Below are 24,712 nucleotides of genomic sequence, written 5' to 3'. Positions count from 1 at the left end.
GGCACGGCAGGCCTTCTGATTATGTTTATCAATTGAATGCGGAGTATCCGAACATGCCAAAAATGAAAACCAAAAGTGGTGCTGCCAAGCGGTTTCTGAAAACTGCTAACGGCATCAAGCACAAACACGCTTTCAAGAGCCACATCCTGACCAAAATGTCGACCAAGCGTAAGCGTCAACTGCGTGGTAGCAGCCTGCTGCACCCGTCTGACGTGGCAAAAGTCGAGCGCATGCTGCGCCTTCGTTAATTTTAGTCAAGAATAGAGGAAGTAACTCATGGCTCGTGTAAAGCGTGGCGTCATTGCCCGTAAGCGTCACAAAAAAATTCTGAAACTTGCTAAAGGCTACTACGGCGCTCGTTCGCGCGTATTCCGTGTTGCCAAGCAAGCGGTAATCAAGGCAGGCCAATACGCCTACCGTGACCGTCGTCAGAAAAAACGTCAGTTCCGCGCTCTGTGGATCGCTCGTATCAACGCTGGTGCTCGTATCAACGGTCTGTCCTACAGCCGTTTCATCGCCGGCCTGAAAAAAGCGTCCATCGAGATCGACCGTAAGGTTCTGGCTGATCTGGCAGTGAACGAAAAAGCGGCGTTTGCTGCGATTGTCGAGAAAGCTAAAGCCACCTTGGCTTAAGTACCCCCGACAGTCACCCGGCCTCACCTCTGTGGGGCCAGGTGTTAAACGTCATAAATAGGGGAAGAGCCTTCAAGCTCTTCCCCTATTTCGTATCTGGAGTCTGTACATGGAAAACCTGGACGCGCTCGTCTCGCAAGCACTAGAGGCTGTGCAAAGCGCTGAAGATATCAATGCCCTGGAGCAAATCCGGGTTCACTACCTTGGCAAAAAGGGTGAATTGACTCAGGTGATGAAGACCCTGGGAAATTTGCCGGCAGAAGAGCGTCCGCAAGTCGGCGCGCTGATCAACGTTGCCAAGGAGCGTGTCACAGAGGTTCTCAATGCGCGCAAGGCGTTGTTCGAGGAGGCCGAACTTGCGGCCAAGCTCGCCGCCGAATCCATTGACGTGACCCTGCCTGGCCGCGGCCAGACCTCTGGCGGTCTGCATCCGGTTACCCGGACTCTGGAACGTATCGAGCAGTTCTTCACCCGCATTGGCTACGGCATCGCCGAAGGCCCGGAAGTCGAAGACGACTATCACAACTTCGAAGCGCTCAACATCCCAGGCCACCACCCGGCCCGGTCGATGCATGACACCTTCTATTTCAATGCCAACATGTTGCTGCGCACCCATACCTCGCCGGTACAGGTCCGCACCATGGAATCGAAACAGCCGCCGATCCGCATCGTCTGCCCAGGCCGTGTGTACCGCAGCGACTCCGATATCACCCACTCGCCGATGTTCCACCAGGTCGAAGGCCTGCTGGTCGATCGCGATATCAATTTCGCCGACCTCAAAGGCACCATCGAAGAATTCCTGCGCGTGTTCTTCGAAAAAGAACTGGCCGTGCGTTTCCGTCCTTCCTACTTCCCGTTCACCGAGCCATCGGCTGAAGTCGACATGGAATGCGTGATGTGCAGCGGCAAAGGTTGCCGCGTGTGCAAGCAGACCGGCTGGCTGGAAGTCATGGGCTGCGGCATGGTTCATCCGAACGTGCTGCGCATGTCCGGGATCGACCCGGAAGCCTTTTCGGGCTTTGCCTTCGGCATGGGCGTCGAGCGTCTGGCCATGCTGCGTTACGGCGTGAACGACTTGCGTCTGTTCTTCGACAACGACTTGCGGTTCCTCGCGCAATTTCGCTAGTCGTAACGAATTCTTAGGAGAGCAGGATGAAATTCAGTGAACAATGGCTGCGTGGCTGGGTTAGCCCGCAGGTAAGTCGCGATGAGCTGGTTGCTCGTCTGTCGATGGCCGGTCTCGAGGTCGATAGCGTCACTCCGGCCGCCGGCGAATTCAGCGGCGTGATCGTGGGTGAGGTGCTGAGCACCGAGCAGCACCCTGATGCCGACAAACTGCGCGTTTGCCAGGTCAGCAACGGCTCGGAGACTTTCCAGGTCGTGTGCGGCGCGCCAAACGTGCGTCCAGGCCTGAAGATCCCGTTCGCCACCCTCGGTGCCGAACTGCCGGGCGACTTCAAGATCAAGAAAGCCAAGCTGCGTGGCGTTGAGTCCAACGGCATGCTGTGCTCTCAAGCCGAACTGCAAGTAGGCGAGGGCAACGATGGCCTGATGGAACTGCCGGCCGATGCGCCAGTGGGCCAGGACATCCGTGAATACCTGAAACTGGACGATGCCAGCATCGAGGTCGACCTGACCCCGAACCGTGGCGACTGCCTGTCGCTGGCGGGGCTGGCCCGTGAAGTCGGCGCCCTGTACGCCGCTCCAGTGACTCGTCCGGTCGTGGCCGCCGTGCCGGCTGCGCACGACGAAGTTCGCCCGGTTGAAGTGCTGGCACCTGCTGCCTGCCCGCGTTACCTGGGTCGTGTGATCCGTAACGTCGACCTGTCCAAGCCAACCCCGCTGTGGATGGTTGAGCGTCTGCGTCGTGCCGACGTGCGCAGCATCGACGCTGCCGTCGACATCACCAACTACGTGATGATCGAGCTGGGTCAACCGCTGCACGCCTTCGATCTCGCCGAAATCAACGGCGGCATCCGTGTGCGCATGGCCGAAGAAGGCGAGAAGCTGGTACTGCTCGACGGTCAGGAAGTCAGCCTGCGCAGCGATACGCTGGTGATCGCCGACCACACCCGCGCCCTGGCGATTGCCGGCGTCATGGGTGGCGAGCACAGCGGCGTCAACACCGCGACCACTCGCGACATCTTCCTGGAAAGCGCGTTCTTCGATCAGATCGCCGTCGCTGGCAAGGCCCGTTCCTACGGCCTGCACACCGATGCCTCGCACCGTTACGAGCGCGGCGTGGACTGGCAACTGGCCCGTGAAGCCATGGAGCGCGCCACTGGCCTGCTGCTGGAAATCACCGGTGGCGAAGCCGGCCCGATCATCGAGACCGTCAGCGAGCAGCACCTGCCGTCGGTTGCCCCGGTCACCCTGCGTGCCCAGCGCATCACCCAGATGCTGGGGATGGAAATGGATTCGGCCGAAGTCGAAAGCCTGCTGAGCGGCCTGGGTCTGGTTGTCACGGCTGAAGGGGCAGGGCAGTGGCGCGTGGAAGTACCAAGCCATCGCTTCGACATCAGCCTGGAAGTCGACCTGATCGAAGAGCTGGCTCGTCTGTACGGCTACAACCGCCTGCCGGTTCGTTACCCGCAAGCGCGCCTGGCGCCACAAGCCAAGGCCGAAGCCCGCAGCGATCTGCCGGAGCTGCGTCGTCTGCTGGTTGCCCGTGGCTATCAGGAAGCGATCACCTACAGCTTCATCGATCCGAAACAGTTCGAGCTGTTTAATCCAGGTGTCGAGCCGTTGCTGTTGGCCAATCCGATCTCCAACGACATGGCGGCCATGCGTTCGTCGCTGTGGCCAGGTCTGGTCAAGGCGCTGCAGCACAACCTGAACCGCCAGCAGGATCGCGTTCGTCTGTTCGAGAGCGGTCTGCGTTTCGTGGGGCAGCTTGAAGGCCTCAAGCAAGAGCCGATGCTGGCGGGTGTGGTTTGCGGTAGCCGTCTGCCGGAAGGCTGGGCACAGGGTCGCGACGTCGTCGACTTCTTCGACGTCAAGGCTGACGTGGAAGCGGTACTGGGCTTCGCCGGTGCGCTGGATGCGTTCACGTTCGTACCGGGCAAGCACCCGGCGCTGCACCCGGGTCAAACCGCGCGCATCGAACGCGAAGGTCGTCTGGTCGGTTTCATCGGCGCCATCCACCCGGAACTGTCGAAAACCCTGGGCCTGGATCGTCCGGTATTCGTTTTCGAGCTGGTTCTGGCGGAAGTGGCTTCGGGCAAAATGCCGAAATTCCACGAGTTGTCGCGCTTTCCTGAAGTGCGTCGTGACCTTGCACTGATTGCGCACCAGGACGTTGCAGCCTCGGCGGTACTGGACGTAATCCGTGAAAATGCAGGCGAATGGCTGACAGACCTCAGGCTATTTGACGTGTATCAGGGTAAAGGCATTGATCCTGATAGAAAAAGCCTTGCCGTCGGCTTGACCTGGCAGCATCCATCGCGCACTCTTAATGACGATGAGGTGAATTCCACGACGCAAAACATCCTCACCTCGCTCGAACAAAGGTTGAACGCCACGTTAAGGAAGTGACGTATGGGGGCTTTGACGAAAGCTGAGATGGCGGAACGTCTGTATGAAGAGCTGGGCCTGAACAAGCGGGAAGCCAAGGAGTTGGTCGAACTGTTTTTCGAGGAAATCAGGCACGCTCTTGAAGACAACGAGCAGGTCAAATTGTCCGGTTTCGGCAATTTCGACCTGCGGGACAAACGCCAGCGGCCTGGCCGCAATCCGAAAACCGGGGAAGAAATTCCAATCACGGCTCGCCGTGTGGTCACCTTTCGTCCAGGGCAGAAGTTAAAGGCCCGAGTTGAGGCTTATGCTGGAACCAAGTCATAACGACGAGCTTCCCGTCATCCCAGGCAAACGCTACTTCACCATTGGTGAAGTCAGCGAGCTGTGTGCGGTAAAACCGCACGTGCTGCGCTACTGGGAGCAGGAGTTTCCTCAACTCAACCCCGTCAAACGCCGCGGAAACCGCCGGTATTATCAGCGCCAGGATGTGCTGATGATCCGGCAGATCCGCGCGCTTCTTTACGATCAAGGATTCACCATCGGCGGCGCGCGCCTGCGCTTGTCCGGCGATGAAGCCAAAGACGACACCACGCAATACAAACAAATGATCCGCCAGATGATCGCTGAGCTCGAAGATGTTCTGGTGGTCCTCAAGAAATAAAATTACTGCTTTTAAATACTTCCAGTTTTCAAAAGCTTGCGATATATTCTTGAGCGTTCTTCGAGGTGAAGAACAGGTTTCACGCCTAGTCGGGGCGTAGCGCAGTCCGGTAGCGCACTAGCATGGGGTGCTAGGGGTCGAGTGTTCGAATCACTCCGTCCCGACCATTTAATTCTAAGAAATCCAGTCACTTAGCGGTGACTGGATTTTTTTATGCCTGTGCTTTTTGTATACCTTCGAATCTAGGGCACATATAGGGCACAACGCCATTCGAGGTTGATCTGCATGTGCCCTCTGTGTTGACTCCAGAACCTTACCGCTTTGGTTTCTGTCGCAATGACCTAACTCCAGCTTCCTCACGATCCCGTGATGCCTTCGAAGCCGAGTATGCAGGCCTCTGGTAGCGTCAAATTGCCTCCGATTAACGTATCCACCTCTTCCATACGTAAGCAGAAGGTTTTGTCGGATCTTAATGCGAACTCTGGAGAGTCTTTCGGCCACCAGGTGAATCGCCCTCAGACTGATCCATTTTCGCTGCCCGCATATGAGAAAAATGGAGAGGCGCTCAAAGCGAAAGCCAGAGCTGATATGCTCGGTTCAACAGCAAACCGAGGGTCAAAACCTTCCTGGATCTTAATGGTATTTACGATTAGAACCCTCTGGGAATTACACCTCATCCAATGAAATGGGAGCCGCAAGGGCTCCCATGTTGCTGTGAAGCTGGGCGGCGCCAAGTGTTAGCGTTTTTCCAGTTTTTTCACGACTTCGTCGGTGGTCATCACGCCGTTGGCGATGTAGCGGAAATTGACCAGCGCACTACCGTAACCGTCGCCGTCTGGCAGCTTCGGTCCAGCGACAGCATCACGTACGACCACAACTTCAAAACCGCGCTCCAGGAACTCGCGAAGGTGTGATTCGACGCAAAGGTTGGACGCCATGCCGGCAAGTACGATTTTATCGATCCGCTTCTTGCGAAGTTGCAGCATCAGGTCGTTGCTCTGTGGGCCGTACAGCTTGTGTGGCGAAGCAACAATTGTATTGCCGTCTTCGATGAAGGGCTTGAACTCCTGCATGAAGTCAGCCCCCGAGTTACGGAAGCCATCCAGAGTCAGGGCGCCTTTGCGATCAAAGAGTCCAAGTTTGTGCTGTACGGTTTCCGCAGGAGCTTCAAACTCCCATTTGTGATCATGGGGATAGTAGTAGTGTGGTGAGATGGCCACCGTGGATCCGGCTTGCTTGAACGCTTTGAAAAGCTTGGTGAGATGTGGCACCAGTTTTTGTTCGGTAACGCTTTGTCCAAAAATGGACCAGCCCGCCCCCTCAGGGCTCATGAAGTCAATCTGCGGATCGATCACGACCAGAGCTGTACGACTGGAATCCCATTCGAAAGTCGAGGCTGGAAGTGCCGGCTTGGCAGGATCTGCGTATGGGTCCTCAGCGGCGGAGCTAATGCCTGAAGCCATCAGCAATGCTGCCAGCAGGGCGGAGCAGGAGAACACTTTAGCTGGGTGAATTCTATTGAAGTTCATTTGCAAGTCCTCTGGAGTGGAAGTGCGTTTACGATATGTTCAGAGGACGCCAGCGATTGGACATTAATCCTTAGATTTCGGCCTACAGCGTCTGAAACTCCGATGTGCCCGTACGTAGCAACGCCTCTCGTGACCTGCCCACACGCAAGCGCGTACCATGGCTCACTTCATTCAGGCTGAGTGTTCCGCTCATGCAGCGTCATATCTGTTTTCTGGTCTATTCAGGCTTCGTATTGCTTGATCTGAGCGGCCCGCTCGAAGCCTTCACCAACACCAATCGTGCGCGCCCTTTGAGCTATCGCTTCAGCATCGTTTCACTGGAGGGGGGATTGATCCCAGCATCGAGCGGATTGCAAATCGCGACTGAAGCCATACAGGTAGTCGACCGCTTCGATACGCTCATCATCGTCGGTGCACCAACAGCACCGATCGATGACAGGATGCCTTCATTGGCCGCTGTGATTAGGAAGATGTCCGAGTGCTCGCGCCGTACTGCGAGTGTTTGTACGGGGGCGTTTTTGCTCGCCGAAAGTGGCCTGCTTGATGGTCGTGTCGCGACCACGCATTGGAACTACGCACCGCAGTTGCAGGCACGCTACCCATCGTTGCGCGTCGACGGAGACCGAATCTGGACGGTGGACGAGAATGTCTGGACGTCCGCGGGTATGTCGGCGGGCATCGACATGGCGTTGGCAATGATTGAGCAAGACCATGGCAAGGAGGTGTCGCGTTCGGTGGCGCGGATGCTGGTGCTCTACTATCAACGACCTGGTGGTCAGTATCAGTTTTCTTCATTGCTGGATCTCGATCCTGGCTCAGATCGCATCCGTGCGGTGCTGAGTTATGCACGTGATCATCTGCACGAGGATCTGCCTGTCGAGCGCTTGGCAGATGTCGCACATATGAGCGTGCGCCAGTTTGGCCGCGTATTCTCGGCGGCTGTTGGGGTAACCCCTGCGAAAGCTATTGAACGCTTGCGTATAGAAGCGGCGCGGCCGCTGGTTGAGGACGGGAACAAAACTTTTGAGGGAATTGCCAGGAGCTGCGGATTCGGTGATGCGGATCATATGCTTCGTAGTTTCCTGCGAGTGGTGGGGCGCACGCCACAAGAATTGCGCCGCAGTACTCGACAGGCAAAAGTCGACAGCTTTCGCGTCTGATCAGTGCACTAAATATTTGTGCCGAGTTTTCCTTGTTGAGTTGCCAAAGTTGCTCTCACGCTTCACGAAGCTGTACCCCGATCTGCAACTGGAGCTCACCACCGGGTTGAGCACCGATCTGTTGGCCGATTACGAAGCCGGGCAGCTTGACGTGGTGATTGCCAAGCGCAAGAAAAGCTCCACGGTGCAACGCGGCCGGATCATCTGGCGCGAGCCACTGGTATGGATCTGCGCGAAAGACTATGAAATCGAGCTGTCTCGTCCCGTGCGGCTGGTGATGATGCGTCCACCGTGCGCTTACCGCGCGATCATGATCGAGGCGATGGCTTCGGTGCGTCGCGAATGGTCTTCGGCCTGTCTTGCCAGCAATCTGATCGGCGTGCAGGCGGCGGTCGCGGGTGGGCTCGGTATCACTGCGCTCGGTACGTCTTTCCTGCAGGAAGGCATGCGGATCATCGAGCCTTCGCAAAAGTTGCCGACCCTGCCCACCACCGAAGTCGCGGTCATCGGCGACGAATCCCGCACCCAGCATCTGGTGCAACCACTGGTGTCGTTGCTGACCGAGGGCTTGATGTCGAGCGGCAGCCTGACCTGATCGACCATTGTGCTTTGCGCAAACTGACGACAAGCTGGCGGGGTTTGTGCGCGCTCAAGTAAAACGGATCAAGGAAGACAGCAAATGACCCAATGGCGACACCAGGGATTCTGGAGCAAGGTTTGGTATTACACCGTTCTCGTGGGCGGCGCGTTGTTCATCTTGTACAGCGGCGCGATGTGGATGGGCGACGGCACTTCTTCTGGTCGCAAGCGCGTTTTCAGCACCGGCTTTATCGTGTTTTGCGTCTTCGTGGCTGTTGTTGAACTGATACTGCTGAACCACTTCTTTGGCGCGAAAGGGCGATGATCCCCGGTCGCGCGACTGTTCAATTCACCCCAACCTGATGTTGTCCCTTGAACTGTCTCTGGAACCAGTCCGAGAGCATGGCTTTCTCTGAATAGAGGCGGTCGCTCCTGCTGGCGCGACCCGGACGTTGCAGGTAGTTCTGATCAAGGACACGGGCGTCTTCCTGGCTCACGATCTGGCCATTTTGTTTGAGCACGTAGTGCAGGTCGATGCTCGGCCAGGTGATTTCGCGCATGAAGCGCACTTCATAGGCATCGGGATGCCAAGGCTCGAAGCGGCCGGCCAGGTCGATGTTGCGTATTTCAATTTGCAGTTGCTGGCCCTGTGGCAGATAGCGTTCGCCCAGCTTCTGGAAGTAGCTGCGCAGCTCTTTCATGACGTAGGCGTCGGCACCGCGCTCGTAGCCCGGGCTGTCCAGGCTGGCATCGGTGTATTTTTCGGGGTTCTTGAAGTCGACTTCGACCGAGGACGCTGCGCTGGCGGGCGGCAGCATGAACAGCGAGAGCAGTGCGATCGAGGCGCTGGCGATTGTTGAACGCATGACATCACCTCCAGGTGCAGCACTATTTATGCGTGCCGCACCTGTTCAGTTTACGCTCAAGGTGTATTTCGAACAGTTCCCGTCCGGTAAATCCTGCCCTGGGAAATCAGATCAAAAAGCCGACCACCTGACCACCCAGGCCATCTTGCGCCCCGGCGATCAGATGCAGCGGCACTTTCTGTTCATTCTCCAGCGACGGGATTTCGATGCTGCCCACGATGTGCAGCTGTCGCTCGCTCAGTCGAAGCGCCTCCTCTTCCTTTGCCTTGGCCATTCTCGCGTGGTTCGCTGCGATTTCATTGAGAGTTGACACGTTCCTTCTCCGGTGACTGACCAAGCGTGTTGCTGGTGCCCTTAAGCGTTAGTTTGAGGTGCTGCCGTGTCAGAAATATGTCGTTCTGCGGCTGCTACGCCCGCCTGTGCAAGCCGCAAGCCAGAGCTGGCGGCGGATTGCGCCCCTCGTTTGATTTACGACGAAAGGTTATGCGACAGAGTCGGGGCCGAGCTGTCAGCGACTACAACCGGTATTTGATGACGATTCCCTTGAGCTTGCGACCTTCCACGGCTCTCACGTCGCGGGCCCACAGTGGCCCGCTGGCATAGGCGCCGACGGTGCCGATATGGTCGTAGACCACCACCACGGCGTCACCGCCGAGCTTGGCGGCTTCCTCGCGCAGTTTCTGTTCGACTTCGGTAATCGGTGGGGCGGGGTCGACGCTGGCGTCGATCAGCACTTCACCCAGGCGGATGTGCGGGCGAAGGGGTTCGGAGCGCAGTACGGTGACTTCGCTGGGCAACGTCGGCGCCGGGTGTTCGACGCCCACGTAGGCGGTGGTCTGGGCGTCGACGGTGGCGCAGCCGTTGAGCGCGAGCAGGGTGGCGATGAGGCCGCCCGCCAGGAGCGAAAGTTTGACGCGGGCAGACCAGGACGCGGCAGGGGCGAGTGCGGGCATGGCTGATCTCCTCCGGACGAACGGCTGCTGAGCGAACGTTGCAAGGTTGACGTTAGCAGACGAGCGGGGAGTTGCCAGAAAGCCTCCCGTTGTCGTACCCATGGATCTGTGTAGGGATGTGTAGGAGCTGTCGGGCGAAACGAGGCTGCGATCTTTTGATTTTTCAAAGGGCAAGATCAAAAGATCGCAGCCTTCGGCAGCTCCTACAGGGGGTAATGCGCAGGCGAATTACTGATCCTTTTCGCAATTGACCATCCACGACACGCCAAAGCGATCCACCAGCATGCCAAAGCGTGCCGCCCAGAACGTGGCTTCCAGCGGCATTTGCACCGTGCCGCCCTCCGCCAGCGCGCAGAACACCTGTTCCGCCTCTTTGATGCTGTCGACATTCAGCGATACGGAGCAGCCGCTCATGGCATCGACCGGCCGGTCCGGTGTGGTGTCCGAGCCCATGATCGCCTGGTCGCCCACGGACAGGCGGGTGTGGATGATCAGGTTGTGCAGGTCCTTGGGGAAGTGTTCGGCGGCAGGGGATTCGCCGAAGGTCATCATGACTTCGAGCTGGCCCTTGAGGGCTTGGGCGTAGAAGGTGAAGGCTGCTTTGCAGTCGCCGTTGAAGATGAGGTAGGGATTGATTTTCATGGCTCGGCTCCCGATGGTTGATGAAATTCATCGATCTTCTGTAGGAGCGAGCTTGCTCGCGATGCACGCCTGGGCACCGCGGGGCGTCAGGCTGCCAGCGGAATCGTTCACGTCCATCGCGAGCGTGCTCGCTCCTACAGGATAGGGGACGGTCTTGCCAGGGTGAGGGTTTCGGACGCACGTCGTGGGGCCAGCACGCGCTCGATCGCGCCGCTGAGCATGTTTTCCAGCAGCTCGTCCTGCGCCTGTTCATCCAGCGAATGGTCGGACATCCAGCTCGGCGCATTGTTGAGCAGCGCGGCAATCGCATGCCCGGCCGCCAACAGGCCAGGCTCCTCGAGGCGGGAGCGGGCGACGAGCATCTTCAGCAACCGCCGCTCGTACTGCTCGCGCAGCTTCCGAACCCGCGCCTGCTGCTCTTCGTTCAGGCAGCCACCGTCACGCTCCACCAGGCGGAAATGACAGGGCATTTCACGATGCAGGTTCAGGTGCGCGCGGATCAGATTGGCGAGCCGGTCACGCTTGGCTGGCGCCTTCTGCTCGATCCGGCCGAGGGTGGCCAGCAGTTCCTCGTAGAACTCTTCGATCAAATCCAGCAGCAGGTGCTGTTTGCTCGGGTAATGGTGATACAACGAGCCCGGGGACAGCCCCAGGCACGTGGCGAGCTCACGCATGCCGACCTGACCGAAACCCTTGCTGGCGAACAACTCCAGCACCTTGTCCCGGTATTCGGCGAAACGCGAGCAACGCTCAGGCATAGGCATGGAAGCCGCGCCCCGTTTTGCGTCCCAGATAGCCGGCGGCAACCATTTCCTTGAGCAGTGGCGCCGGGCGGTATTTGCTGTCGTTGAAGCCGTCGTAGAAGGCTTGCAGGATCGCCAGCAGGGTATCCAGGCCGATCAGGTCGGCCAGGGCCAGCGGGCCGATGGGCTGATTGCAGCCAAGGCGCATGCCGGCGTCGATGTCTTCGGCGCTGGCCAGGCCTTCCTGGAACACCAGAATCGCTTCGTTGATCATCGGCACCAGAATCCGGTTGACCACGAACCCCGGACGGTTGCCGGCGGTGATGGCGGTCTTGCCCAGAGCGGTGGCCATGTGCAGCGCCAGGGCGTGGGTGGCGTCGCTGGTCTGCAGGCCACGGATTACTTCGATCAGGCCCATCACCGGCACCGGGTTGAAGAAGTGCAGGCCGATGAAACGTTCGGGCTGGCTGACGCTGGCGGCGAGCTGGGTGATCGACAGCGACGACGTGTTGGACGCGATCACGCAATCGGCGCTGACCTGCGCGGCGATCTGTTGCAGCACGCGCAGTTTCAGTTCGAGGTTTTCGGTGGCGGCTTCGATCACCAGCTGCGCGTTGGCCAGTTGGCTGTAGTCGGTGCTGGTGCGGATCTTGTCCAAGGCAGCGGCTTTCTGTTCCTGGGTCAGGGTCTCTTTGGCCACCTGACGATCGAGGTTCTTGCCAACAGTGGCGACGGCTTTTTGCAGCGCGCTCTCGGAGATGTCGAGCAGGGTCACGTTGAAACCGGCCAGCGCACAGACTTGCGCAATACCGTTGCCCATGGTGCCAGCGCCGATCACGCCGATGTTTTGCAGGTTCATCTTGCCGTCCTTCGTCCTAACCGCTGCGATACCTTCGCCGCAGTGGCGGTCGAAAGCGTACTATTGCCGCGAGTCTAGAGCTGGCAGGTCGGTTGTCCTATGCCGAAACTGTTCAACGGCGCTGGCGTTTTTTGCCATTTCCAACCCTGGGGAGAGAAGCATTTACATGCGGGAAAAGGACTCGGTGGCCGCCTATTTCGTGCAGGCAATGATTCACGGGCTTCGCGATCCGCGGCGGGTGCAGGCCGTGCTGGAGGAGGCCGGAGTGGATCCGACGCTGATCGGGCAGCCCACCGCGCGGGTGCCGGCCAACGCCTTCGCGGCGTTGTGGCTGATACAGATCCGCGAATTCAATGACGAGTTCTTCCGGCTCGACTCCCATGGCATGCCGCCGGGCGCGTTCGCGCTGATATGCCGCGCGCTGATCCAGGAGCCGGACCTGCACAAGGCCATGCGCCAGTGCCTGGCCAATTTCGCCCTGTTCCTGCGCGACTTTCGCGGCACCCTGATCGTGCGCGGCAAGAGGGCGGTCATCAGTCTGGAAAGCCAGGCAGCAGACGATGACGTCAGCCGTTTCGGCGAAGAAACCTTCCTGGTGCTGATGATCAGCCTGTTGTGCTGGCTGGGCGGCCGACGCATTCCCATCGACCGCGCCGACTTCCGCCACCAGCGCCTGCCCCTGAGCGACGATCCGTTGCTCTGGGGACCAAACCTGACCTTTGGCGCCGAGCGCACCGAGATCGAATTCGCCAGCCACTTCCTGCGCCTGCCGGTGGTTCAGGACCTGGCGTCGCTCAAAGTGTTCCTGCGCACCGCGCCGCAATGGCTGGTGATCCGCTTCCGCAACCAGCATGGCCTGGCGTCACAGGTGCATCAGCGCCTGCGCAAAAGCCATTACAGCGACTGGCCGACCCTGCAGGCCTTCGCCCTCGAACAGCACCTGAGCCCCAGCACTTTCCGCCGAAAGCTGGAGCGTGAAGGCTGCTCCTATCAGGAGATCAAGGACGAAGTGCGCCGCGCGGTGGCGTTCGAGCAGCTGCGCCAGAGCCGGGCGAGCATCAGCGACATCGCCGAACACCTGGGTTTTCAGGAGCCGAGTGCGTTTCATCGGGCTTTCAAGAAATGGACCGGGGAAAGCCCGGGGCGTTATCGGGCGAGGTTTCAGGATGAGGGGTAGACCTCAGGATTCCCGGGCGGGCTTTGGCGCGGTGGATCCTGCCATCTGCGGCGGCCTGGTTTTCAGCAAACCATCAAGCGCCTGACGATACTGGCTGCCGCCCAGGCTCATGCTGTTGTTGTGCGTGCCGCCGGGGATCAGCAGCAGGCGCTTGGGTTCGTTGGCGGCATTGAACAGTTGCTGGCTGAAGCGCGACGGCATGAACGGATCGGCCAGGCCGTGGACCACCAGCAGCGGCATGTCGATGTCGGTGATCTTGTCGATGGAATCGAATTTCTGCGACAGCAGCCAGCGCACCGGCAGCCAGTTGACCGGCAGATTGTTGCCGGCGACTTCGGCCACGGCATCGCCCAATGACGTGAAGGTCGACTCGATCACCAGACCGCGCACCGGGACTGCGGTCTTGTCCTTTTTCGCTTGTGCGGCCAGCTCTGCCGCAAGGTCGATGGCCACGGCGCCACCCAGGGAGTGACCGTAGATCAGGCGTTTGTTGGCGTCCGGTTGCATCTGCGTGAAGCGCTCCCAGGCTGCCCGGGCGTCTTCGTAGACGCTGGCTTCGGAGGGCAGGTCGCCCTTGCTCTGGCCGAATCCACGGTAGTCGATTGCCAGCACCGAATAGCCCATGGCGCGCAATTGTTCGATGCGGAAGGCCTGGCCGGTGAGGTTCCAGCGCACGCCGTGCAGGTAGAGGATCGATGGCGCGTCACGACGGGCGGCCGGCCACCACCAGGCGTGCAGGCTTTGCCCGGCCTTGAAGCTGGCGGGTTTGATGTCGAACTCCTGCACATCCTGCGGCAAGCCGCGATACCAGCTCGCCGTGCCCGGCTCGATGCGGAACAGCAGTTCGCGCTCTTTGTATTTGAGTGCGCCGCAACTCACCGGCAGGCCGACGACCAGCGCAGCCATGCACAACGTCGCCAGCCAGCGACGGCGCAGACGAGTGAAAAGGGCGGTTGGCATCAAGAGCGGCACCGGCATGGAGGGAAAGACCGCGTTTTAACAGATGCGCGCAGCGGGCGGGGAAAATTTCGACCATCCGCATGATCTGCACGCACCCATTCCCGCCCGTAACCCCAGACCCTGCAGGAGCGAGGCTTGCCCGCGAAGGCGGTGTGTCAGTCACCATCAATGTTGGCTGTACACCCGCCTGTCCAGCAAGCAAGGCATGCTTAATGAAAAAGATTGAATAATCACAAAAAATGTTATTTAAATAACAAAACAAAAACGCCAGGCAGCATCCTGGCCAGCCGGATCAAGGTGGGAAAGCAATGAGCAAGATCGCAGTCATCGGCAGCAACATGGTGGACCTGATCACCTACATCGATCGCATGCCGGCTCAGGGCGAGACGCTCGAAGCGCCGGGATTCGCCCTCGGTTGCGGTGGCAAGGGTGCCAATCAGGCGGTGGCGGCAGCCAAGCTGGGCGCCGATGTGTTGATGCTGACCAAAGTCGGCGATGACATGTTTGCCGACAATACCCTGGCCAACTTTCAGCGCTTTGGCATCGACACCCACCATGTGCAGCGGGTGCCGGGTGTGTCCAGTGGCGTGGCGCCGATCTTTGTTCAGGCCGATTCCCATAACAGCATCCTCATCGTCAAAGGTGCCAACGCGCACCTCGTGCCGACGGACATCGACAACGCCGCCGACGCGCTGCGCGAGTGCTCGCTGATCGTTCTCCAGTTGGAAATCAACCTCGAGACCGTTTACCACGCCATCGAGTTCGCCCGTGAACACAACATTCCTGTGCTGCTCAATCCGGCGCCAGCCCTGGCAGGCCTGAGCCGTCAACACTTGGCGCAGCTGGATTTCCTGGTGCCCAACGAATCTGAACTGGCGCTGATCAGCGGCCAGCCCGTGAACTCGCCGGAATCGGCGCGCAACGCCGCCCGATCGCTGGTGGCCGACGGAATTCGCCATGTGATCGTGACCCTCGGCGAGCAGGGCGCGCTGTATGTCGGCGAAGAAGGAGAGTTTCAGATTCCCGGCCTGCGGGTTGCCGCCCGCGATACCACCGGGGCAGGGGACGCGTTCATCGGTTGCTTCATCCAGCACTGGAGCCAGGAGCGCGACATTCGCGCCGCCATGACCCGCGCCGTGGCGTACTCCGCCTGTTCGGTCATGGGCCTGGGCACTCAGACGTCTTACCCGGACGCACCCGCATTCGCTGAATTTCAGCGCAGCTTCGGCGCTTCGGCGTCGAAGTGATTCAACTCGCTGCACCTTTCCCACATTGATCACGGAGAACAACAATGACAAAGCCTCCGCTCCAACAGACGCCCGATGGCTTCTACCTGAACCGCACGCCGTGGTTCGCCTTTATCCTGCTGTGCAGCATCTTCGCGTTGTGGGCAGCAGCCGCGAGCATGAACGACGTGCTCATCGCGCATTTCAAGAAGGCCTTCCTGCTCAGCGATTTCCAGACGGCATTCGTGCAGTCGGCGTTTTACCTGGGGTATTTCTTCGTGGCGATCCCCGCCGCTTTGGTGGTTCGCCGGTTCAGTTACAAGACCACCATCCTGATCGGTCTGATGTTGTACATGTTCGGTTGCCTGCTGTTCTTCCCCGCGGCCTCCACAGCCAAATACGGCATGTTTCTGTTGGCGCTGTTCGTGATCGCGGCCGGTCTGTCGTTCCTCGAGACCGCTTGCAACACCTATTCGACCTTGATGGGGCCACGGGAAACCGGTACCCGTCGCCTGAACATTTCCCAGACGTTCCACCCGTTCGGCGCGATGGCCGGGGTCTACGTCGGCAGCTTCGTGATGTTCAAGGACACCGATGCGACCCATGAGCAGCTGACGCAAATGAGCGCGTCGGAGGCCGCCATTCAGCAACTGCAAATGATCCAGTCCACCTTGCTGCCGTACAAATGGATGATTGCGGTGCTGGTGCTGATGTTCATCCTGATCGCCATCACCCGTTTCCCCTCCTGCAAAGGCAACCAGCCGGTCAGCAAGAAAACCACCCGCCTGGGGGCGAGCCTTTCGCGTTTGCGCCGCAACCCGCGTTTCACCTTTGGCGTGTTGGCGCAGTTCCTGTACGTCGGTGCCCAGGTGGGCGTTTGGAGTTTCACCATTCGCCTGGCCATGCAACTGGGTGGCATGAACGAGCGCAGTGCCTCATGGTTCCTGTTGACCACGTTCGCCGCTTATTTCGTCGGCAAAATGATCGCCAATGTGCTGATGCGCAAGTTGCACCCGGCCAAGGTACTCGCGGTGTACGGCGTGCTGTGCATCCTGTTGCTGGCTTACACCATTGTGGTGCCGAACATCACCGCGGTGTATGCGGCGGTGGGCGTTAGCGTGTTCCTCGGCCCGTGCTGGCCAACCATCTACGGCCTGACCATTGACGGCCTGGGCGAAGACACCGGTGTCGGTGGTTCGCTGCTGGTGATGAGCATCGTCGGTGGCGGGGTGATTCCGATCTTCCAGGGCCTGCTGTCCGACTACAGCGGCGGCAACATGCAACTGGCCTATAGCGTGCCGTTGCTGTGCTTCATCGTGATCGTGATGTACGCGGTACGTTGCCTGCGTCACTGCGAGAGTGAACGCGCGCCGGTGGGTGCGGCGGTGGCGTCATGAGCACGCGGATCAATCTTCATCAGGCGATGTTCGGCGAAGCGCGCAAGACGCTGCTGGAGTCTGCGGCTTTCAAGGTCAGCGCCTGGGTTTATCCCGGCGGAGTGCTGGCGGTTGAGGTGGCGAACAGTCGCGGGCATGTGATCGTGCTGCCCTATCAGGGGCAGATGATCTGGTCCGCCGTATTCGACGGTTGCGACCTGACCATGAAAAACCTGTTCAGTCAGCCCCGACCCAGTCCGACGGTGATCGGCACCTATGGTTGTTTCATGTTTCACAGTGGTTTGCTGCGCAATGGCTGCCCGAGCCCCGAGGACGATCATCCGCTGCACGGCGAAATGCCTTGCGCGGCCATGGACAGTGCCTGGCTGGAGGTGGGCGAAGGGGAGGAAGGGAGTTTCCTGCGAGTAGGCGGCGAGTACGAATACGTGCAGGGTTTTGGCGATCGCTATCGGGCCAGTCCGAGCGTGACATTGCGTGCGGATTCGGGGCTGTTCGACATCGACATGCGGGTGAGCAATCTGGCGGCAAAACCCATGGACCTGATGTACATGGCGCACATGAATTACGCCTACGTCGAAGGCGGGCGATTCGTCGAACCCCTTGGATTGGAACGCGTGCGCTTGCGCACCAGCGTTCCGGCGCACGTCAAGCCAACGCCGGCATGGAGTGCTTACATGGATCAGTTGGCGCTGAAACCCGAGCAGTTTCAGTGCCTGGATCAGCCGGAGCTTTACGATCCGGAAATCGTGTTCTTTTTCGACGGCGTACGGGCCGACTCTACGGGGCATGCGCATTTTCTGCTGAGCCATGCCGATGGCGCGGCGTTCTATACCCGCTATCGCCCTGACCAGTTCGAGCATGCCGCCCGCTGGATTTTGCACAATCCGGATCAGCAGGTGGCGGCGTTCGTATTGCCTGCCACCTGCGAGCCGGAAGGTTATCGCGCAGAGTCGGCAAAGGGCTATGTTCGCACGTTGGCAGCCGGAGCGAAGGCGGCGTTCAGCGTCACCACCGGCTACCTCAGTGCCGAGGAACAACAGGCCCTGATCAGATGATCAATTGCGCACCATTGGCAGCAATGGCGTCGCGATAAGCCTTGGGGATTTTCTTGTCGCTGACGATGTATTGGAAGTCTTCCAGGGCAGCGAAATGTGCGGTACGCACAGTGTCGAACTTGCTGTGATCGGCCAGCAGCAAACGCTGCTGCGCCTGGCGCAGGACTTTCTGCTTGACTTCCACTTCATTGAAGTTGAAGCAGGTCACGCCGAAGTCCTGGCTGATCCCGGCAGCGGACACAAAGGCCCAGGTCAGGCGCACGCTGTCGAGGATGCCGGTTTCGCTCTGGTTCTCGAACACCTGGTTCTTGCGGTGGAACGTGCCGCCGCAGACCACGATGTGGCAGTTGGGCTTTTGCGAGAGTTTGAGCAGCACGTTCAGGGAATTGCACACGGCGGTGAACTCCAGTTCGTCGGGAATGAAGTCCACCACGAAAGGCGTGGTGGTGCCGCAGTCGAAGAACACCGTATCGCCGGGCTGAATGAAACCGGCCGCCAGCTTGCCGATCCGGCGTTTCTCCTCGACGTGCCGGGTGTCCTGTTCGGCCACCCGGTAATCGCCGGGTTCGTTGCCGTCGTGGATTTTGGTGATGTACCCGCCCAGCAGTCGCAAGTGCTCGGTGTACTTGCTCAGGTCGCGGCGCAGGGTCATCTCCGAAACGTCCAGCAAGGCCGCCATTTCGCGCAGGTGAATGGCGCTCTGGTCTTGCAGGGCTTGTTGAATAAGCTTGAGGCGCTCGGCTTTTTTACTGTCCACAGGCATTCCGGGGTTGATTGTTGGTGTTAAATAAGTAACATTAAATGTGATTTTTGTAACGTTTTTGCGCGATTGATCCATGATTGTGGCGCAGGGGCATTTGAATACACAAACAGGAGTTTTCGCGATGGCACACCTTGAACCTCAGGCCTTGGCGCAATTCATCGATCATACGCTGCTGGCACCCGATGCTTCCCGCGAACAAATCGCGACCCTGTGCCGTGAAGCGCAGGAGCACGGTTTTTATTCGGTGTGCGTGAACTCGGGGCAAGTGCCCCATGCGGCGCAGAGCCTGGCCGGGCAGAGCGTCAAAGTGTGCGCGGTGGTGGGTTTCCCGCTGGGGGCCGGTCTGAGTGACAGCAAAGCCTTCGAGGCCGAGCGGGCGATTGCCGCCGGGGCGGGGGAGATCGATATGGTGTTGAACATCGGTTGGTTGAAGGACGGTCTGTTCGATCTGGTCCACGACGATATCGCCCTGGTCAAGCAAGCCTGCGGCAGCGTGCCATTGAAAGTCATCCTGGAAACCTGCCTGCTCAACGACGCCGAAAAAGTGAAGGCCTGCGAGATTTGCCGCGAGCTGAACGTAGCGTTCGTCAAAACCTCCACCGGTTTCAGCCGCAGTGGCGCCACCGTGGATGACGTGGCGCTCATGCGTCGGACGGTGGGGGCCGGAATCGGCGTCAAGGCCTCGGGCGGTGTACGTGATTACCCGACCGCAGTGGCGATGATCGAAGCGGGTGCCACGCGTTTGGGCACCAGTTCCGGTATCGCCATCATCAGTGGCGCGCAGGCAGCGGGTGAGGGTTACTGAGAGACGCTCAACACAATCTTGCCAACGTGATCGCCGGCCTCCATCCGCGCATGGGCCAGCGACGCGTCGGCCAGCGGGTAGACCTTGTCGATCACGGGCAGGCATCGACCGGCAGCCAGCACCGGCCAGACGTTTTCGCGCAACTGTCGGGCAATCTCGGCCTTCTCTTCCTTCGTCCGTGAACGCAACAACGACCCTGTGACCGAAGCACGCTTGGCCATGATCGCCAGCAAGTTGACATCCTTGGCCACCGCGCCGCCGAGGAAGCCCAGCATCACCAGCCGACCTTCCATTGCCAGGGCCGTGACGTTGTCGTTGAGGTACGAGCCGCCCATGATGTCGAGCACCACATCGACTCCGCGCCCCGAGGTTTTTTCAGCGATGACCTGTGCAAAATCCTGCTCGCGATAGTTGATCGCTTCGGCACCCAGTTCGCGCACGACTGCGCATTTTTCCGCGCTGCCCGCCGTGGCGAAGGCTTCGATGCCGAACTCGCGGCAGAGCATCAGCGCGGTGGTGCCGATGCCGCTGGTGCCGCCGTGAATCAATGCGCGCTGGCCCTTTCGTGCGCCGCCCATTTCGAACAGGTTGGCCCAGACGGTGAAGCAGGTTTCCGGAATCGCCGCGGCGTGCAGCCAGTCCATGCCTTCGGGGATCGGCAAGGCCTGGCTGGCCGGCACCACGCTGTATTGCGCATAGCCACCACCGTTGGTCAGCGCACAGACCCGGTCGCCGACGGCGAATTCGCTGACACCGGCACCGACGGCCACCACTTCACCGGCCACTTCCAGCCCGGGAATCGGGTTCATGCCGGGTTTCATCGGGTACTGGCCGGCGCGTTGCAGCACGTCGGGGCGGTTGACCCCGGCGGCGTGTACGCGGATCAGCAGTTCGCCGGCCTCCGGGGTGGGGACCGGTACCTGGCGCGGTTGCAGGACGTCGGGGGCGCCGGGGTGGGTGATTTCGATGTGGGTCATGGTTTGGGGCAGTGTCATGTTGGGTACCTATCAAGAGAATTTCAGTTCATACACCGATCAAGTGTGGGAGCGGGGCGTTCTTGCGAATGGCGTAGCAACCGCGCCACCCCCTCCAGCACCAGCGCCAGCACAATCGCCCCCGCCGCAATCGCGAACATCAGCGCGTGCTGCCCGCCACTGGCATTGAACAGTGCCGAATAGGCGAACCCGCTCAAGGCCTGGAACGTGGCGAAGGACACGGTGGCTCGGCTCCAGGCGATCTGTTGCTGGTGATGTTCGGGAATCAGTTCATGCACCCGGGCCAGCGCCAGCGGCACAATGCCTGGTGGAAAGGAGCCGATGATCACCGCCAGCAGGGCCAGTGCCGCAAAGGTGCTGGAAACCGACAGCAGGCCGACCGCGATCGCCTGCACCACCAGCACCACGCGAATGCTCAATCGGCCGCCCAAGCGGTCGGCCAGAAACCCGTAGCTCACCGGTCCCACAATCGCGCCAAGGCCGTACATCACCCAGACCATCGCGCCGACCTGTTGCCCGGCACCGAGGCCGCGGGCCACGTAATCCACCAGGAACACCATCGCCGGCACCAGCCCGGCCGCCATCAGCGCGTATTGGGCGAACAGCAGGTACACGCCCGGATTCATTGGCTTCGGTTGGGTCGTGACTGTCGCTGCAGTTGCATGGGGCGCGGAGGAGGGCCAGCCAAACCAGCTCATCGACGTCAGCACCAGCGCCAGCGCGCCCAGGCCCAGCCAGGTTTGCTGCAAGCCCAGGCTCAGCAGCGGCGGCACGAGGGTCCCGGAGCCCGCGATGCCCAGGCCGATGCCGAGAAAGATCGCGCCACTGGCCAGGCCCCGGCGCGCGGCCGGCACATGGGGCAGCACCGTCGCCGCCACCAGCACCATGATCGCGCCGCCGGCGATCCCGGACAGCAGGCGCCAGCCGAAGAACCAGCTCACCGAGAGCGGGAAGGCACAGGCGAAAAATGCCAGGGTCACCGCCAGCATCATCAGGCGCAGGGCGGTTCTGTTCGACGTGCGGCGAGCGAGGGGATGACCGATCAGGGCGCCGATCAGGTAACCCACCAGGTTGGCGGCACCGAGGTACACCACGTCGCTGGCGGAAAACCAATGGGCCTGGATCAGCGAGGGAATCAGCGGCGTGTAGGCAAATCGCGCCAGGCCGATGCTCACCAGGCTGGCGCAGAGGCCGGCGAGGATCGGCAGCCAGATCGCATGGCGGGGTTGGTTGGAAGTGCTGGCCATGAAGGGTGTCCCTGTCAGGTTTCAATGGCGTCCAGCATATCGGGGATCGACGATGCATTAATGCTGCGATTACACTTCGTACTGATGCACAAATGCATCGACGGGAGGAAAGCATGAACTGGGATGACGCACGGGTGTTTCTCGCGGTCTGTCGCGAATCGACGTTGCGCGGCGCCGCGCGGGTGCTGGGGGTGGATCAGGCCACGGTCGGGCGGCGGATCACCGCGCTGGAAAAGTCCCTGAGCGCGACGCTGTTCCTGCGCACCTCCGAAGGTTACGCGCTAACGGCCGTGGGGGAAGCGGCGATGCGCGCCGTGGAGAAAATGGAGCATTCGGCGCTGGAGCTGGAGCGGCGGATTCAGGGGCTCGATGATCGCCTGACCGGCACCGTGCGCGTCACCACCACCGATTCGCTGGCCATCGATTTTTTGATCCCGGCCGTTGCCCGTCTGCATCAGAAACACCCCGACGTGCGGGTGCAGCTGGACGCCTCGACGCAGATCTTGAGCCTGGCCAAGCGCGAGGCCGATATCGCCGTGCGCAACACCCGGCCCGATAACCCGGACCTGATCGCCCGGCGCATCGCCCGTTGGCCGTTGGGGTTGTTCGCTTCGCAAGCCTATGTGGATGCCCACGGCATACCGGAGCCGGGAACGGCATTCGAAGGGCATGATCTGGTGGCGTATCAGCCGTATTTGCAGAGTGGCCGGGACATGACGCTGGTGGGAGAGCCGATGGGCCGTGGGCGGATTGTTTCGAGCCTGAGTTCCAGCCTGCTGGTGCGTCGTTCCATTGCGGCGGGGATCGGGATCGGGGAGATTCCGGTGCCTGTGGGGCAGAGGGATGGATTGGTCAGGCTGTGGCCGGAGCGTACCCGGCCGTTGCCTTATGACGTGTGGCTGGTGACCCATGCCGATTTGCGGCACACCGCGCGGGTGCGGGCGGTGATTGAGGAGATTGTCGAGGCTTTTGCCGAGCCCACCCTGTAATCCACAAATGTCATTGCATTCAGAAACTTTATGGCATTTCCGGCAATTCCTTCGGCCGCAGATCGAACACCAGTACTTCCGCGTCCACCCCGTTGCTCAAGGTCAGTACCTGTTCCTCACGAACCCGCACGCCGTCGCCTTCCTTCAGGCTCAGACCGTTGAGTTCGACGCTGCCCCGCGCTACGTGCACATAGGCGTAGCGATTGGCAGCCAGTTCCAGGGTGGCGCTTTCCTGGCCGTCGATCAGGCCGGCGTAGACCCGCGCGTCCTGGCGCACCTTCAGCGAACCGTTGGCGCCGTCGGGGGAGATGATCAGTTGCAGGCGGCCGCGTTTTTTCTGCGGGCTGAAGTGCTCCTGCTGATAGCGCGGTTTGGCGCCGCTGACCTCGGGCACGATCCAGATCTGCAGGAAGTGCACCGGGCGTTTGTCCGAGTGGTTGAACTCACTGTGGGCCACGCCGCTGCCGGCGCTCATCAACTGCACATCGCCGGGGCGGATCACCGAACCTGTGCCCAGGGTGTCCTTGTGTTCCAGGGCGCCGTCGAGCACGTAGGAAAAGATTTCCATGTCGCGGTGCGGATGCTGGCCGAAACCCTTGCCGGCGGCCACACGGTCATCGTTGATCACCAGCAGATCGGAAAAACCCTGTTCTTTCGGGTTGCGGTAGTTGGCGAAGGAGAAGGTGTGGAACGACTTCAACCAGCCATGATTGGCCATGCCGCGATCAGAAGCTTTACGAAGGGTCAGCATGATGAATTCTCCTGTGGGGACGTTGATTCGTCCGAGTGAGGAGAAGGTTAATGGTTACTGGTAGGTGCAATAAGTAGGTGGAAATTGAAATACTGTCTCATTCGGGTTGACAGTAATCCTCGCAGGACGTTGCTCTTTCACTGCGCCATAATGCGCAACATGAACCCCGGCTGGACGCCGCCCCCACACGGGATCTGTGTGCAGTCAGTGATTCCATTTTATTTTTTGGTGATATCCAACCCATGAAAACCGTGGCCATGGTGCTGTTCCCCGATTTTCTCCTGCTCGACATGGCCGGGCCCATGGAGGTGTTTTCCATTGCCAATCGGTACCTCAAGCCCGACGACCACTACGTGCTGACCACCCTCGGCACCGAGCCCGGTCCGTTGCGCGCGTCCAATGGCGTCAGCGTGCACGCCGACCTGCACATCGACCAGGCCTGCGACGGTTACGACCTGCTGCTGGTGCCCGGCGGTCCCGGTGCCTACAACGAACGGCATCCGCCGCTGCTTGACTGGCTCCGGCACAACGCCAGCCGTTCCAAAGCCTACGGCTCGATCTGCACCGGCGCCTTTGTCCTGGGCCACGCCGGGCTGATCGACGGCTACCGCGTAACCACCCACTGGCACTACATCGAACGCCTGATCAAGGCCTTCCCGAACACCACCGTCGAGACCGACCTGATCTATGTGCAGGATCGCAACCTGATCACCTCCGGCGGCGTCACCGCCGGTATCGACCTGGCGCTGTCGGTGGTCGCCGAAGACCACGGCAAGAAAGTCGCCCAGGACGTGGCCAAGGTGTTGCTGGTGGTGATGAAACGCCAAGGCGGCCAGGCGCAGTTCAGCCCGTTGATGGCCACCGTGGCGCCTCAGGAAACCGCGATCACCCGGGTGCAGAACCATGTGCTGGAACACCTGGACGAAAGCTTCAGCATCGAACGCATGGCGGGCCTGGCGAACATGAGTGCCCGGCATTTCGCCAGGGTCTTTGCTCGTGAAGTGGGCATGACCCCCATGGAATTTCTGCAAGGCGCGCGGATCGATTGCGCACGCGCACTGCTGGAAACCAGTGAGCTACCGCTCAAGACCGTGGCCTTCAAGAGCGGTTTCGGCAGCGTGCGCCATATGCGGTTTCTGTTCGGTGAAAAGCTCGGCCTGACGCCGACCCAGTACCGCGAACAGTTCAGTTGACGCCAGGGTGTCC

At 60.3% G+C, this 24,712-nt stretch carries 28 protein-coding genes and 1 tRNA gene; 17 read left to right on the top strand and 12 right to left on the bottom strand.

What is annotated here, in order from left to right; translation table 11 throughout:
• The first annotated feature begins 53 nt into the window (after positions 1-53).
• The 7 genes from rpmI (at position 54) to HNO86_RS13770 (ending at position 4,977) form a co-directional block, all read left to right on the top strand.
• Positions 54-248: a 50S ribosomal protein L35 gene (rpmI, locus tag HNO86_RS13800; RefSeq protein WP_002553160.1), complete on the top strand. Its 195-nt coding sequence runs from the start codon at positions 54-56 to the stop codon at positions 246-248.
• A 28-nt stretch (positions 249-276) separates the two neighbouring features.
• The gene (rplT, locus tag HNO86_RS13795) at positions 277-633 is read left to right on the top strand and encodes a 50S ribosomal protein L20 (RefSeq protein ID WP_007905879.1); all 357 of its coding nucleotides are present in this window, start codon (positions 277-279) and stop codon (positions 631-633) included.
• Positions 634-742: 109 nt separating this feature from the next.
• Positions 743-1,759 (top strand): phenylalanine--tRNA ligase subunit alpha, encoded by a 1,017-nt coding sequence (pheS, locus tag HNO86_RS13790; protein ID WP_175377503.1) that lies wholly within the window; start codon positions 743-745, stop codon positions 1,757-1,759.
• Positions 1,760-1,785: 26 nt separating this feature from the next.
• Entirely contained in the window at positions 1,786-4,167 is a 2,382-nt protein-coding gene (gene pheT, locus HNO86_RS13785; protein WP_175377502.1) for a phenylalanine--tRNA ligase subunit beta, read from the top strand.
• A gap of 3 nt (positions 4,168-4,170) precedes the next feature.
• Positions 4,171-4,473 (top strand): integration host factor subunit alpha, encoded by a 303-nt coding sequence (gene ihfA, locus HNO86_RS13780; protein WP_002553164.1) that lies wholly within the window; start codon positions 4,171-4,173, stop codon positions 4,471-4,473.
• Positions 4,454-4,810 (top strand): MerR family transcriptional regulator, encoded by a 357-nt coding sequence (locus HNO86_RS13775; RefSeq protein WP_003179985.1) that lies wholly within the window; start codon positions 4,454-4,456, stop codon positions 4,808-4,810. The genes ihfA and HNO86_RS13775 overlap by 20 nt, the downstream gene beginning before the upstream one ends.
• A 90-nt stretch (positions 4,811-4,900) precedes the next feature.
• Positions 4,901-4,977 (top strand) — tRNA-Pro (locus tag HNO86_RS13770).
• A 570-nt stretch (positions 4,978-5,547) separates the two neighbouring features.
• On the opposite strand, the gene HNO86_RS13765 is transcribed toward HNO86_RS13770, so the two are convergent.
• The gene (locus HNO86_RS13765) at positions 5,548-6,339 is read right to left on the bottom strand and encodes a cysteine hydrolase (RefSeq protein ID WP_175377501.1); all 792 of its coding nucleotides are present in this window, start codon (positions 6,337-6,339) and stop codon (positions 5,548-5,550) included.
• A gap of 191 nt (positions 6,340-6,530) precedes the next feature.
• Here HNO86_RS13765 and HNO86_RS13760 point away from each other — a divergent pair, with 191 nt between their 5' ends.
• The 3 genes from HNO86_RS13760 to HNO86_RS13750 all read left to right on the top strand — a co-directional run bounded on the left by HNO86_RS13760 (position 6,531) and on the right by HNO86_RS13750 (position 8,403).
• Complete coding sequence (locus HNO86_RS13760) at positions 6,531-7,499, top strand: GlxA family transcriptional regulator (RefSeq protein WP_175377500.1); 969 nt, start codon at positions 6,531-6,533, stop codon at positions 7,497-7,499.
• A 49-nt stretch (positions 7,500-7,548) separates the two neighbouring features.
• The gene (locus tag HNO86_RS13755; protein WP_256672637.1) at positions 7,549-8,094 is read left to right on the top strand and encodes a LysR substrate-binding domain-containing protein; all 546 of its coding nucleotides are present in this window, start codon (positions 7,549-7,551) and stop codon (positions 8,092-8,094) included.
• Between the two features lie 84 nt (positions 8,095-8,178).
• Positions 8,179-8,403: a hypothetical protein gene (locus HNO86_RS13750; RefSeq protein ID WP_175377499.1), complete on the top strand. Its 225-nt coding sequence runs from the start codon at positions 8,179-8,181 to the stop codon at positions 8,401-8,403.
• A gap of 19 nt (positions 8,404-8,422) precedes the next feature.
• Here the strand turns inward: HNO86_RS13750 and HNO86_RS13745 are convergent, their stop codons facing one another.
• From HNO86_RS13745 to HNO86_RS13720, 6 genes are all read right to left on the bottom strand, one after another.
• Positions 8,423-8,944 carry a DUF3016 domain-containing protein gene (locus HNO86_RS13745; RefSeq protein WP_175377498.1) on the bottom strand — a complete coding sequence of 174 codons (522 nt, stop codon included), beginning with the start codon at positions 8,942-8,944 and terminating at the stop codon, positions 8,423-8,425.
• Positions 8,945-9,050: 106 nt separating this feature from the next.
• The gene (locus HNO86_RS13740; RefSeq protein WP_175377497.1) at positions 9,051-9,257 is read right to left on the bottom strand and encodes a hypothetical protein; all 207 of its coding nucleotides are present in this window, start codon (positions 9,255-9,257) and stop codon (positions 9,051-9,053) included.
• A gap of 202 nt (positions 9,258-9,459) precedes the next feature.
• Entirely contained in the window at positions 9,460-9,897 is a 438-nt protein-coding gene (locus HNO86_RS13735) for a hypothetical protein (RefSeq protein ID WP_175377496.1), read from the bottom strand.
• Positions 9,898-10,125: 228 nt separating this feature from the next.
• A complete protein-coding gene (locus HNO86_RS13730; protein ID WP_175377495.1) occupies positions 10,126-10,539 on the bottom strand; it encodes a VOC family protein in 414 nt (137 codons plus the stop codon).
• 134 nt (positions 10,540-10,673) lie between these two features.
• Positions 10,674-11,303, bottom strand: coding sequence for a TetR/AcrR family transcriptional regulator (locus HNO86_RS13725; RefSeq protein ID WP_175377494.1), 630 nt, complete (start codon positions 11,301-11,303; stop codon positions 10,674-10,676).
• Positions 11,290-12,141, bottom strand: coding sequence for a 3-hydroxybutyryl-CoA dehydrogenase (locus HNO86_RS13720; RefSeq protein WP_175377493.1), 852 nt, complete (start codon positions 12,139-12,141; stop codon positions 11,290-11,292). Before HNO86_RS13720 ends, HNO86_RS13725 begins: the two co-directional genes overlap by 14 nt.
• A gap of 166 nt (positions 12,142-12,307) precedes the next feature.
• On the opposite strand from HNO86_RS13720, the gene HNO86_RS13715 reads away from it, so the two are divergent.
• Positions 12,308-13,318: an AraC family transcriptional regulator gene (locus HNO86_RS13715; protein ID WP_175377492.1), complete on the top strand. Its 1,011-nt coding sequence runs from the start codon at positions 12,308-12,310 to the stop codon at positions 13,316-13,318.
• 3 nt (positions 13,319-13,321) lie between these two features.
• Here HNO86_RS13715 and HNO86_RS13710 read toward each other — a convergent pair whose 3' ends face one another.
• On the bottom strand, positions 13,322-14,278 hold the full coding sequence (locus HNO86_RS13710; RefSeq protein WP_175377491.1) for an alpha/beta hydrolase: 957 nt from the start codon (positions 14,276-14,278) through the stop codon (positions 13,322-13,324).
• Between the two features lie 308 nt (positions 14,279-14,586).
• Between HNO86_RS13710 and rbsK the strand changes: the two genes are divergently transcribed.
• Genes rbsK through HNO86_RS13695 form a run of 3 tightly spaced genes read left to right on the top strand, consistent with a single transcriptional unit; the run spans position 14,587 to position 17,956 of the window.
• A complete protein-coding gene (gene rbsK, locus HNO86_RS13705) occupies positions 14,587-15,525 on the top strand; it encodes a ribokinase (RefSeq protein WP_175377490.1) in 939 nt (312 codons plus the stop codon).
• A 44-nt stretch (positions 15,526-15,569) separates the two neighbouring features.
• Positions 15,570-16,901, top strand: a complete 1,332-nt coding sequence (fucP, locus tag HNO86_RS13700) for an L-fucose:H+ symporter permease (protein WP_175377489.1) — start codon at positions 15,570-15,572, stop codon at positions 16,899-16,901.
• On the top strand, positions 16,898-17,956 hold the full coding sequence (locus HNO86_RS13695; protein ID WP_175377488.1) for an aldose 1-epimerase family protein: 1,059 nt from the start codon (positions 16,898-16,900) through the stop codon (positions 17,954-17,956). Before fucP ends, HNO86_RS13695 begins: the two co-directional genes overlap by 4 nt.
• Here HNO86_RS13695 and deoR read toward each other — a convergent pair.
• Positions 17,949-18,719 (bottom strand): DNA-binding transcriptional repressor DeoR, encoded by a 771-nt coding sequence (gene deoR / locus HNO86_RS13690; RefSeq protein ID WP_175377487.1) that lies wholly within the window; start codon positions 18,717-18,719, stop codon positions 17,949-17,951. The genes HNO86_RS13695 and deoR overlap by 8 nt on opposite strands.
• Positions 18,720-18,840: 121 nt before the next feature.
• On the opposite strand from deoR, the gene deoC reads away from it, so the two are divergent.
• Positions 18,841-19,524 (top strand): deoxyribose-phosphate aldolase, encoded by a 684-nt coding sequence (deoC, locus tag HNO86_RS13685; protein WP_175377486.1) that lies wholly within the window; start codon positions 18,841-18,843, stop codon positions 19,522-19,524.
• On the opposite strand, the gene HNO86_RS13680 is transcribed toward deoC, so the two are convergent.
• Both HNO86_RS13680 and HNO86_RS13675 read right to left on the bottom strand, forming a co-directional pair.
• On the bottom strand, positions 19,518-20,519 hold the full coding sequence (locus HNO86_RS13680) for an NAD(P)H-quinone oxidoreductase (RefSeq protein ID WP_175377485.1): 1,002 nt from the start codon (positions 20,517-20,519) through the stop codon (positions 19,518-19,520). The genes deoC and HNO86_RS13680 overlap by 7 nt on opposite strands.
• Positions 20,520-20,542: 23 nt before the next feature.
• Positions 20,543-21,766 (bottom strand): YbfB/YjiJ family MFS transporter, encoded by a 1,224-nt coding sequence (locus tag HNO86_RS13675; RefSeq protein ID WP_175377484.1) that lies wholly within the window; start codon positions 21,764-21,766, stop codon positions 20,543-20,545.
• Between the two features lie 113 nt (positions 21,767-21,879).
• Here HNO86_RS13675 and HNO86_RS13670 point away from each other — a divergent pair, with 113 nt between their 5' ends.
• Positions 21,880-22,755: a LysR family transcriptional regulator gene (locus tag HNO86_RS13670; RefSeq protein ID WP_175377483.1), complete on the top strand. Its 876-nt coding sequence runs from the start codon at positions 21,880-21,882 to the stop codon at positions 22,753-22,755.
• A gap of 28 nt (positions 22,756-22,783) precedes the next feature.
• Here the strand turns inward: HNO86_RS13670 and HNO86_RS13665 are convergent, their stop codons facing one another.
• Positions 22,784-23,506: a pirin family protein gene (locus HNO86_RS13665; RefSeq protein ID WP_175377482.1), complete on the bottom strand. Its 723-nt coding sequence runs from the start codon at positions 23,504-23,506 to the stop codon at positions 22,784-22,786.
• A 242-nt stretch (positions 23,507-23,748) separates the two neighbouring features.
• On the opposite strand from HNO86_RS13665, the gene HNO86_RS13660 reads away from it, so the two are divergent.
• A complete protein-coding gene (locus HNO86_RS13660; protein ID WP_175377481.1) occupies positions 23,749-24,699 on the top strand; it encodes a GlxA family transcriptional regulator in 951 nt (316 codons plus the stop codon).
• Positions 24,700-24,712 lie beyond the last annotated feature (13 nt).

Source organism: Pseudomonas sp. C1C7, from assembly GCF_013359595.1.
Classification (GTDB): Bacteria; Pseudomonadota; Gammaproteobacteria; order Pseudomonadales; family Pseudomonadaceae; genus Aquipseudomonas.
The sequence above is the reverse complement of the archived record's forward strand: the minus strand, read 5'-3'. Positions and strand labels throughout refer to the sequence as shown.